Origin of the sequence: Pseudomonas sp. UBA6323, assembly GCF_002439135.1 — a bacterium.
Classification (GTDB): Bacteria; Pseudomonadota; Gammaproteobacteria; order Pseudomonadales; family Pseudomonadaceae; genus Aquipseudomonas.
Genome location: NZ_DJSX01000026.1, coordinates 1 through 9,324 on the forward strand (window position 1 = coordinate 1; position 9,324 = coordinate 9,324).

Consider the following 9,324-nt stretch of genomic DNA (forward strand, 5'->3'; position numbering starts at 1 on the left):
CGCCGCCCAGCAGGCGCAGGCAACTGGCCAGGCGGCTGTCGGCAAAAGGCGAATGGGAAAGGATGTGCAGGGTGGCCATCAGAGGGTGATCACTTGGTCGTAACGATCGAGGAGGGCGGTCAGGGCGTCGTCGTCGAGGCGCTCTACCGGCAGGTTCAATTCGGCGTCGCCAAGGCCGCGTTCGATGAGGCTGCGCTGGCTGGCGTACAGGTTCTCTACGCCGAACAGGGGCAGGGCCTGGAGGTTGGCGCCGAGATCTTTCTGCTGCAACTGGCCAGGCTGCAGCCCGGCGTTGAGCTGAAAGACGCCGTCATCGAGAAACAGCATGCCAATGGGCAGATCGAAGGCACCGCCAGCCAGCGCGATGTCCAGCGCCTCGCGCGCGCCAGGGCCGCTCCAGGGCGCCTGGCGGCTGATGATCAGCAGCGACTTGTTCATCAGTTGCCTCCGAAGCAGATCAGTCGGTCGGCCTGCTGCGCCGCTTCGTGCAACTGGCCGAGGCCGGAAAGCTCCCAGGGCGCTTGCAGATTGGCTGCCGGGCGCGCATAGCGCTGCGCCTCTTCAGCGTTCAGCACGCCGCGCCGCAGTGCCGCGGCGATACACACCACGGCGTCCAACCCGTTGCTCGAGACGAACTCGCGCCACTCCCGGGGCAGGTCCAGCTCATCCTGCGGGGTCACGACATTGCTGGCGGCGCTGTGCACGCCGTCCTGATAGAAGAACAGGCGAACGATCTCGTGGCCGCCAGCCAACGCCGCCTGGGCAAAGCGTAGCGCGCGACGCGAGGCGGGCTGGTGAGGAGCGGCGAACAGGGCGATGGCAAACTTCATGGAGTGTCCGGCGAGGCAAAACTGCGGCAATGATAAGGCCAGGGTGCCCGGCAAACAAAGAATCACGCGCAAGAAAAAGCCCGCCGAAGCGGGCTCCAAGGGGGACGAACCGTGATCAGTCGTCGCCGCCCATGATACCGAAGATCTGCAGCAGACTGATGAACAGGTTGTAGATCGACACGTACAGGCTAATGGTGGCCATGATGTAGTTACGCTCACCGCCATGGATGATGGCGCTGGTCTGAAACAGGATGCAGACCGAGGAGAAGAGCACGAAGCCGGCGCTGATCGCCAGTTGCAGACCGCTGATCTGGAAGAAGAAGCTGGCCAGTACGGCGGCGAGCAGGACGAAGAAACCGGCGGTGATGAAGCCGCTGAGGAAGCTCATGTCCTTGCGGGTGGTCAGCACATACGCGGACAGGCCGAAGAACACCAGCGCGGTCATGGAGAACGCCGAGCTGATCACCTCAGCACCGTTGGCCATGCCCAAGTAGCGGTTGAGGATCGGGCCGAGGGTGTAGCCCATGAAGCCGGTCAGGGCGAGGGTGGAGACCAGGCCCCAGGCCGAGTCACGCAGCTTGTAGGTGAGGAAGAACAGGCCATAGAAGCCGATCAGCACCACGAAGAAGTTCGGGTAGGGCACATTGGCGCGCTGGCTGAGGAAGGCGACCAGGCCGCTGCAAGCCAGGGTGATGGCCAGCAGGCCGTAAGTGTTGCGCAGGACCTTGCTGACTTCCAGCTGGTCGGCCTGCGAATGGTTCAGTACGTAGTCTCGCTCTTGCATGGCGACGCTCCTGTGGCACGAGGATCCGATAATCGAATGCCCGGATCATAACAGAGCCAATCGAAGTGCCAAGACAGAGAGTTTGACAGTGTGTTGCGTTCCGGTAAGATTGCCGCCCGCACTGCAGCGGAGGTTGAAATCTCATTCTCCCTGCTCAGCGTTTGGAAGCGTGGCCGAGTGGTTTAAGGCAACGGTCTTGAAAACCGTCGATGGGCAACTATCCGTGAGTTCGAATCTCACCGCTTCCGCCAATTCTCCCTATTGCCTTGACGCGATTTCTGATCCTAATCTGGCGCTTGCTTTTTGACTGCTGTGCGCCAAGCTAGGTCAGTGCCTGGCTTTTTGCTAAGGTGGCCGGCAAGTTCAACCTCACCGTCGTTGCACGGTGGCTGACAAGGTGCAACGAGGTGGCGATTGATTAGGGTCCTGGTAGTCGACGATCACGATCTGGTTCGCACGGGCATCACCCGCATGCTGGCCGATATCGATGGTCTGCAAGTGGTGGGCGAAGCCTGCACCGGCGAAGAGGCCCTGCTCAAGGTTCGCGAACTCAAGCCCGATGTTGTGCTGATGGACGTCAAGATGCCTGGCATCGGCGGCCTGGAAGCCACCCGCAAACTGATGCGCAGCCACCCCGATATCAAGGTCGTCGCGGTCACCGTGTGCGAGGAAGATCCATTCCCGACTCGCCTGTTGCAGGCTGGCGCCGCCGGTTACCTGACCAAGGGCGCCGCGCTGGATGAAATGGTGCAGGCCATTCGCCTGGTGTTCGCCGGCCAGCGCTACATCGACCCGCAAATCGCCCAGCAACTGGCGCTGAAATCCTTCCAGCCGCAAACCAGTGGCTCGCCGTTCGATCTCCTGTCCGAGCGTGAAATCCAGATCGCACTGATGATCGCCAACTGCCACAAGGTGCAGAACATCTCGGACAAGCTGTGTCTGTCGCCGAAGACGGTCAATACCTACCGTTACCGCATCTTCGAGAAGCTCTCCATCACCAGCGACGTCGAGCTGGCCCTGCTTGCGGTACGCCACGGCATGGTCGACGCCGTCAGCTGAAGATGTCTGCATCCTTCGATTCGAGTGCCTTCCTGGCGACCTGCAGCGGTCGCCCTGGCGTCTATCGCATGTTCGATGGCGAGGCTCGCCTGCTCTATGTCGGCAAGGCGAAGAACCTCAAGAAGCGTCTCGCCAGTTATTTCCGCAAGACCGGTCAGGCGCCCAAGACGGCCGCCCTGGTCGCACGCATCGCACAGATCGAAACCACCATCACTGCCAACGAGACCGAGGCGCTGCTGCTCGAGCAGACGCTGATCAAGGAATGGCGGCCGCCGTATAACATCCTGCTGCGCGACGATAAGTCCTATCCCTATGTATTCCTCTCTGACGGCGAATTCCCACGCCTCGGCATCCATCGTGGCGCCAAGAAAGCCAAGGGGCGCTATTTCGGTCCGTACCCCAGCGCCCTGGCGATTCGCGAGAGCCTGAGCCTGCTGCAGAAGACCTTTCTGGTTCGTCAGTGCGAGGACAGCTACTACAAGAACCGTACGCGCCCCTGCCTGCAGTATCAGATCAAACGCTGCAAAGGCCCCTGCGTTGGCCTAGTCAGCCCGGAGGAATACGCCGAAGACGTGCGCCACTCGGTGATGTTTCTCGACGGACGCAGCAATGCATTGAGCGAGGAACTCTCTGCCAGCATGGAAAAAGCCTCAATGGCCCTGGAGTTCGAACGCGCTGCCGAGTTGCGCGACCAGATCGCCATGCTGCGCCGCGTACAGGACCAGCAGAGCATGGAAGGCGGCAGCGGCGATGTCGATGTGGTCGCCGTCATGCTCACGCCGGGCGGCGCATGCGTGCACCTGATCAGCGTGCGCGGCGGCCGCGTGCTCGGCAGCAAGAATTTCTTCCCGCAGGTGGCGATCGAAGAGGAGGGCGGCGATGTGCTGATGGCCTTCCTCGCTCAGTACTACCTGGGCAACGTCGAGCGCGATCTGCCCAGCGAGCTGATCGTCAACGTGCAGCATGAAGACTTCGCCACCCTGATCGAGGCTATCGAATCGCTGCGTGGGCGCAGCCTCAGCATCAGCTTGCGCGTGCGTGGCACGCGAGCGCGCTGGCAACAACTGGCCGTCACCAATGCCGAACAGGCGCTGGCTGCTCGCCTGGCCAACCGGCAGCACCTGGCTGAACGCTTCGAGGCGCTGGCGACCGTGCTGGAAATGGACGAGCCGCCGCAGCGCATGGAGTGCTTCGATATCAGCCACTCCAGCGGTGAGGCCACCGTTGCCTCCTGCGTGGTGTTCGGCCCCGAAGGGCCGCTAAAGTCCGACTACCGCCGCTTCAATATCGAGGGCGTGACTGCCGGCGACGACTACGCCGCCATGCACCAGGCCCTGACCCGTCGCTTCAGCAAGATCAAGGATGGCGAAGGCAAACTGCCTGACGTGCTGTTGGTGGACGGCGGCAAGGGCCAGCTGGCCATGGCCCGTGAGGTGCTGCAGGAGCTGGCAGTCCCGGATCTGATCCTGCTTGGCGTGGCCAAGGGCACGACGCGCAAGCCCGGTCTCGAAGTGCTTTACCTCAACGATGCCGAGCATGAGTTCACCTTGCCCGGCAACTCGCCGGCACTGCACCTGATCCAGCAGATTCGTGACGAATCGCACCGCTTCGCGATTACCGGGCACCGTGCACGCCGTGGCAAGACGCGGCGTACCTCGACGCTGGAAGAGGTCGCCGGGATCGGCCCGAAGCGGCGGCGTGAACTGCTCAATCACTTCGGTGGTCTACAGGAACTCTCCCGCGCCAGTGCCGAAGAAATTGCCAAAGCGCCGGGAATCAGTAAAAAGCTCGCCGAGTTGATTTATGACACTCTGCACAGTGAGTAGAATGCCCGTTCACTTCGCAGCCTAGTTGTGCCGATGAATATCCCCAACTTGCTTACCGTGCTCCGGGTCGCGCTGATTCCGGTCTTCATCCTGCTGTTCTACATGCCATTCTCCTGGAGCTACTGGGCGGCCAGCGGCGTCTTCGCCGTTGCTGCCGCGACCGACTGGCTCGACGGCTATCTGGCGCGTCGCTGGGAGCAAGGTACGCCTTTCGGCGCCTTCCTCGATCCGGTAGCAGACAAGCTGATGGTGGCAGTAGCGCTGGTGCTGCTGGCTGCCGAACATTCCAATCTCTGGCTGACCCTGGCTGCGGCGATCATCATCGGTCGTGAGATCGTCGTGTCGGCGTTGCGAGAGTGGATGGCCGAGCTGGGTGCCCGGGCGCACGTGGCGGTATCCAACCTCGGCAAATGGAAAACCGCTGCGCAGATGCTGGCGCTGGTCATCCTCCTGGGTAATCCGCCTGTGTTCACCTTCTGGGTGGTGGTCGGATATATCCTGCTGGTAATCGCGGCGGTGCTGACATTGTGGTCGATGCTGCAGTACCTGCTGGCGGCCTGGCCGCACCTCAGCACTACCTCGGAAAAGAAATAAGTATTTTTGAATCAAAGGGTTGACGGCGCGGTTCGATTCTATAGAATGGCGCCCGTCGACAAGACAAGCGGGAATAGCTCAGTTGGTAGAGCACGACCTTGCCAAGGTCGGGGTCGCGAGTTCGAGTCTCGTTTCCCGCTCCAGTTTTACACGAGTCGCCAAGGCGGCTCGTTTGCTTCATGGCTGAGTTGCAGAGTGGTTATGCACCGGATTGCAAATCCGTGAACGCCGGTTCGATTCCGACCTCAGCCTCCAATTTAAAAGGCCTCGTAGATCCATGATTTACGAGGCCTTTTTCATTCTCGCAGCTTTGCTTTTGCACGCCTTGCGAGGACGCGGAGGGCTGTATATAGTCCGCCCTTCGCACAGCGCTACCGCCCGAATGGCGAAATCGGTAGACGCAGGAGACTTAAAATCTCTCGACCGAAAGGTCGTCCCGGTTCAAGTCCGGGTTCGGGCACCATTCATCTGTTTCTCTCTGTCTCTATAAGCAATCTAAACCGGCACTCTGGCCGGTTTTGTCATTTATGGCTGTCTCTTATTTCCCATTCTGAAATTGGCGAAAAGTGGTTTGGCGCGGGCTGATGGCGACCAAGGCGTTCTGCTTGTCTATATCCGGCAAACCTAGGCGCCAATCAACGTCGTGATCTGATTGACGCTGATCACCTGGCCGCTCCAGATCATCTCGTAGTGCGCGCTCTGGATGATCGAACTCACGGAACGTGGCGTCATCAGCGCCCAGCAGATATTGCCGGCAGAGCGCACCGAGTGATAGCGCAGGCCCATGCATCCTGTGATTTTGGCCTCGGCCCCCAGCTGATTGGAGTGGGTGTAGTCGCTGGGAGCGTAGATGTGGTCCGACAGCGGTACGACCGTCGCGTCTCTCAACCCCGTTTCGTTGAAGTTGGCTGTCAGTCCTCTGAAGACGAAGCGCTCATAATTGAGCTCCGGCACCTTCGACCAGTAGTTTTCCTGGTGGTAGCAAACCTCGGCAATCGCGGTGTCCATTGTGTCCGCCAGGTACAGCACGCCAAAGCTGCCGTTGCTGAAGCGCGAGCCGGCGGGATTGACGTGGGTGAAGGGGGCCGTCGCGTACGAGCAGCCGACAATGCCGAAGGGAATCTGATTGCGCGGGATCAGCTCCAGGCGACCAATCTCATTCTGCAGTCGTGGATTGGTCAGCGCCTGGATCTGATAGAGAGCCTCGAAGTCCTCTGCGTCGGCGACATCATCGAACAGCGCGATGGGCGGGAACTTGGAGTTGACCAGGCGATAGGCCTGCACCGGCTCATCGTCCAGCAGCGGTAGGTCGCTGAGCATTACCACTGAGCACCTCGCAGGGTGTCGATGCGCCGGAAGGTCTCGTATAACGAGATCATGTCGCCTTGCGCCATGACTTCCATTGGCGTGCGGCCGTTGAAGAACTCGTTGTGGTTCTCCATCAGGGCAAAGCCGTAGACGTTATCGGGGTTGTCGAACACCACGCGCAATGCAGCATGAATGTTCAGCACCAGGCTGATGCGCTGCATCTGGTCGGAGTCCAGGTTTACCGTCCACGACGAGTCTTTCTGACTGGCTCGAGTGTAGGTGCTGCGGGAGATTCGTAGCACTCGGCAGGCCTGTTCGGCCGAGGCCTTCCACTTGTCGAGAATGTTCAACGCCGCGCGCAGGCCGGCTGCGCACTGGCTTTTCGAGAAGTCCTGAACCTGTAGGGCTGTAGCAGTCATATAGAACTCTTCTTTGTGTCTGTAGATCAATTTATAGCATATTTTAGTCTGTGGATTAAAATTGCTTGACCTTATCAATCGAAAAGAGGTGACCGCCAGCGCCCGACAAACTTGATCACGATCAATTTTAAACCGGCCTCCGAAGCGTAGATTCCACATCATCTTGTGTTCTTTCTCTGTTTTTAAACTAGATGATGTGCCAGGAGGTGATGGATGTATAAGGAGCGTGTTCCTTACCGACCGCAGTCGATGTTCAAGCGCGACGGACAGGAGGTGCCTTTCGAGAGTGCCAAGATAGAGCGTGCGATCACCGCTGCTGGCCAGGCAACGGGGGAATTCGCGGCGATTGAGGCCAGGGCGCTGACCGACGCGGTACTGTCACGTCTGGTGGAATTCCGCAGCCTGGAAGTGGAGCAGGTCCAGGACCGGGTCGAGCAGGTGCTGATGGAAGCCGGTTATTACCAGACCGCACGCGCCTATATCGTCTACCGCGAGCGGCATGGCCGTCTGCGTCGCGACCGCAAGCACCTGATCGATGTGGCCGCGTCGATGAACGAATACCTGTCGCGCGAGGATTGGCGGGTGCAGGCCAACGCCAACCAGGGCTATTCACTGGGCGGGCTGATCCTCAACGTATCCGGCAAGGTGACGGCCAACTACTGGCTGGACGAGGTATACAGCGAGGAGGTCGGCCGGGCGCACCGCGAGGCCGACCTGCATATCCACGACCTCGACATGCTGGCCGGATACTGCGCGGGTTGGTCGCTGCGCACGCTGCTGCATGAGGGTTTCAATGGCATCGCGGGGCGGGTCGAGGCGGGACCGCCCAGGCATCTGTCCAGCGCGCTGGGGCAGATGGTCAACTTCCTCGGTACCCTGCAGAACGAATGGGCCGGGGCCCAGGCGTTCAGCTCGTTCGATACCTACCTGGCGCCATTCGTGCGCAAGGATGGCCTGACCTACGACGAAATCCGCCAGGCCATTCAGGAGTTCATCTACAACCTCAACGTGCCGTCGCGCTGGGGGACACAGACGCCTTTCACCAACCTGACCTTCGACTGGGTCTGCCCCGAGGACCTGCGCGAGCAGGTGCCGGTGATCGGTGGCCAGGAGATGCCGTTCTGCTACGGCGACCTGCAGGGCGAGATGGAGCTGATCAACCGCGCCTACATCGAGGTGATGATGGCCGGCGACGCGAAAGGGCGGGTGTTCACCTTCCCGATCCCGACCTACAACATCACCCACGACTTCCCCTGGGACAGCGACAACGCCACGCGTCTGTTCGACATGACTGCACGCTATGGCCTGCCGTACTTCCAGAACTTCCTCAATTCGGACATGCAGCCCAATCAGGTGCGCTCGATGTGCTGCCGCCTGCAACTGGACGTGCGTGAGCTACTGAAACGCGGCAACGGCCTGTTCGGCTCGGCGGAGCAGACGGGATCTCTTGGCGTGGTGACCATCAACTGCGCGCGCCTGGGCTATCGCCATCGGCAGGATCTTCCCGGCCTGTTACAGCGCCTGGATGCGCTATTGGACATGGCGTACGAAAGCCTGGAGGTCAAGCGCAAGGTCATTCAGCACCACATGGATGCAGGGCTCTATCCCTACACTCGACGCTACCTGGGCACGCTGCGCAATCACTTCTCCACCATTGGCGTGAACGGCCTGCACGAGATGCTGCGCAACTTCAGCGATGACCGTGAAGGCATGCAAACCGAGCTGGGTCGTGAGCTGGCGCTGCATGTGCTCGATCATGTGCGGGCGCGCCTGGTGCAATTCCAGGAGCGTAGCGGTCACCTTTACAACCTCGAAGCGACGCCGGCCGAGGGCACCACCTACCGCTTCGCCAAGGAGGACCAGAAGCGCTTCCCCGATATCCTCCAGGCTGGCACGGTCGATGCGCCTTACTACACCAACTCCTCGCAACTGCCTGTCGGTTTCACCGACGATCCCTTCGAGGCCTTGGCCCTGCAGGACGAGCTGCAATGCAAGTACACCGGCGGCACCGTGCTGCACCTGTATATGGCCGAGCGGATTTCTTCGGCGCAGGCCTGCAAGCAACTGGTGCGCACGGCGCTGTCGCGCTTCCGCCTGCCGTACCTGACCATAACCCCGACTTTTTCCATCTGCCCGGTGCACGGTTACCTGGCCGGTGAACATGAGTTCTGCCCGAAGTGCGACGAGGCGCTGCTGCAGAAACAGCAGTGCTGCGGCGCCTGCGGCGGCTGAAGAGCTATTACCCACCACAAGGAGCGACACCATGAATGCACAGCTGAAACTTCTCGAAGCCCAGCGTCAGCGCTGCGAGGTCTCGACCCGGGTGATGGGTTACCACCCCCCGGTGACGGTCTTCAAACTGGGCACGCAATCGGAGCATCGTGAGCTCCAGCATTTCGTCTAGCCACGATGAATGGGACGCGATTCCGGGCCATCCCCATCGCCCGGGCTTCGACATATTCCTTCTCGAAGCCCCTCACCTTCTTTGTACCTCCTTGCATACC

10 protein-coding genes, 4 tRNA genes and 1 pseudogene are annotated in these 9,324 nt (G+C 60.6%); 9 read left to right on the top strand and 6 right to left on the bottom strand.

What is annotated here, in order from left to right; genetic code table 11:
• The 4 genes and pseudogenes from B3P22_RS05710 to B3P22_RS05725 all read right to left on the bottom strand — a co-directional run.
• Positions 1-79: pseudogene (locus B3P22_RS05710) on the bottom strand (sulfurtransferase complex subunit TusB); the annotation flags it as partial.
• Positions 79-438: a sulfurtransferase complex subunit TusC gene (gene tusC, locus B3P22_RS05715; protein ID WP_296270308.1), complete on the bottom strand. Its 360-nt coding sequence runs from the start codon at positions 436-438 to the stop codon at positions 79-81. The pseudogene B3P22_RS05710 and the gene tusC, both read right to left, overlap by 1 nt.
• Positions 438-830, bottom strand: coding sequence for a sulfurtransferase complex subunit TusD (tusD, locus tag B3P22_RS05720; RefSeq protein ID WP_296270309.1), 393 nt, complete (start codon positions 828-830; stop codon positions 438-440). Before tusD ends, tusC begins: the two co-directional genes overlap by 1 nt.
• Before the next feature lie 115 nt (positions 831-945).
• Positions 946-1,614: a Bax inhibitor-1/YccA family protein gene (locus tag B3P22_RS05725; protein WP_296270310.1), complete on the bottom strand. Its 669-nt coding sequence runs from the start codon at positions 1,612-1,614 to the stop codon at positions 946-948.
• Positions 1,615-1,777: 163 nt separating this feature from the next.
• Here B3P22_RS05725 and B3P22_RS05730 point away from each other — a divergent pair.
• From B3P22_RS05730 to B3P22_RS05760, 7 genes are all read left to right on the top strand, one after another.
• Positions 1,778-1,865, top strand: a tRNA-Ser gene (locus tag B3P22_RS05730).
• Between the two features lie 163 nt (positions 1,866-2,028).
• Entirely contained in the window at positions 2,029-2,673 is a 645-nt protein-coding gene (gacA, locus tag B3P22_RS05735; protein WP_024308165.1) for a response regulator transcription factor GacA, read from the top strand.
• Between the two features lie 2 nt (positions 2,674-2,675).
• On the top strand, positions 2,676-4,499 hold the full coding sequence (gene uvrC / locus B3P22_RS05740) for an excinuclease ABC subunit UvrC (protein WP_296270311.1): 1,824 nt from the start codon (positions 2,676-2,678) through the stop codon (positions 4,497-4,499).
• Positions 4,500-4,532: 33 nt separating this feature from the next.
• A complete protein-coding gene (gene pgsA / locus B3P22_RS05745; protein WP_197855643.1) occupies positions 4,533-5,093 on the top strand; it encodes a CDP-diacylglycerol--glycerol-3-phosphate 3-phosphatidyltransferase in 561 nt (186 codons plus the stop codon).
• A 67-nt stretch (positions 5,094-5,160) separates the two neighbouring features.
• Positions 5,161-5,236, top strand: a tRNA-Gly gene (locus B3P22_RS05750).
• Positions 5,237-5,274: 38 nt separating this feature from the next.
• Positions 5,275-5,348 (top strand) — tRNA-Cys (locus B3P22_RS05755).
• 121 nt (positions 5,349-5,469) lie between these two features.
• A tRNA-Leu gene (locus B3P22_RS05760) sits at positions 5,470-5,556 on the top strand.
• 161 nt (positions 5,557-5,717) lie between these two features.
• Here B3P22_RS05760 and B3P22_RS05765 read toward each other — a convergent pair.
• The gene (locus B3P22_RS05765) at positions 5,718-6,413 is read right to left on the bottom strand and encodes an RES family NAD+ phosphorylase (RefSeq protein WP_296270312.1); all 696 of its coding nucleotides are present in this window, start codon (positions 6,411-6,413) and stop codon (positions 5,718-5,720) included.
• Positions 6,413-6,820 (bottom strand): antitoxin Xre-like helix-turn-helix domain-containing protein, encoded by a 408-nt coding sequence (locus B3P22_RS05770; protein ID WP_275545030.1) that lies wholly within the window; start codon positions 6,818-6,820, stop codon positions 6,413-6,415. Before B3P22_RS05770 ends, B3P22_RS05765 begins: the two co-directional genes overlap by 1 nt.
• Positions 6,821-7,033: 213 nt before the next feature.
• On the opposite strand from B3P22_RS05770, the gene B3P22_RS05775 reads away from it, so the two are divergent.
• Together B3P22_RS05775 and B3P22_RS05780 are read left to right on the top strand one after the other, a co-directional pair.
• The gene (locus B3P22_RS05775; protein ID WP_296270313.1) at positions 7,034-9,052 is read left to right on the top strand and encodes a ribonucleoside triphosphate reductase; all 2,019 of its coding nucleotides are present in this window, start codon (positions 7,034-7,036) and stop codon (positions 9,050-9,052) included.
• Between the two features lie 31 nt (positions 9,053-9,083).
• Entirely contained in the window at positions 9,084-9,224 is a 141-nt protein-coding gene (locus B3P22_RS05780; protein ID WP_296270314.1) for an oxidoreductase, read from the top strand.
• The last annotated feature ends 100 nt before the right edge of the window (positions 9,225-9,324 follow it).

Coding starts and splice junctions, on each gene's coding strand:
- B3P22_RS05775 (WP_296270313.1), top strand. CDS start 7,034: ATGTATAAGGAGCGTGTTCCTTACCGACCGCAGTCGATGTTCAAGCGC.
- B3P22_RS05770 (WP_275545030.1), bottom strand. CDS start 6,820: ATGACTGCTACAGCCCTACAGGTTCAGGACTTCTCGAAAAGCCAGTGC.
- tusD (WP_296270309.1), bottom strand. CDS start 830: ATGAAGTTTGCCATCGCCCTGTTCGCCGCTCCTCACCAGCCCGCCTCG.
- B3P22_RS05780 (WP_296270314.1), top strand. CDS start 9,084: ATGAATGCACAGCTGAAACTTCTCGAAGCCCAGCGTCAGCGCTGCGAG.
- B3P22_RS05725 (WP_296270310.1), bottom strand. CDS start 1,614: ATGCAAGAGCGAGACTACGTACTGAACCATTCGCAGGCCGACCAGCTG.
- uvrC (WP_296270311.1), top strand. CDS start 2,676: ATGTCTGCATCCTTCGATTCGAGTGCCTTCCTGGCGACCTGCAGCGGT.
- tusC (WP_296270308.1), bottom strand. CDS start 438: ATGAACAAGTCGCTGCTGATCATCAGCCGCCAGGCGCCCTGGAGCGGC.
- pgsA (WP_197855643.1), top strand. CDS start 4,533: ATGAATATCCCCAACTTGCTTACCGTGCTCCGGGTCGCGCTGATTCCG.
- B3P22_RS05765 (WP_296270312.1), bottom strand. CDS start 6,413: ATGCTCAGCGACCTACCGCTGCTGGACGATGAGCCGGTGCAGGCCTAT.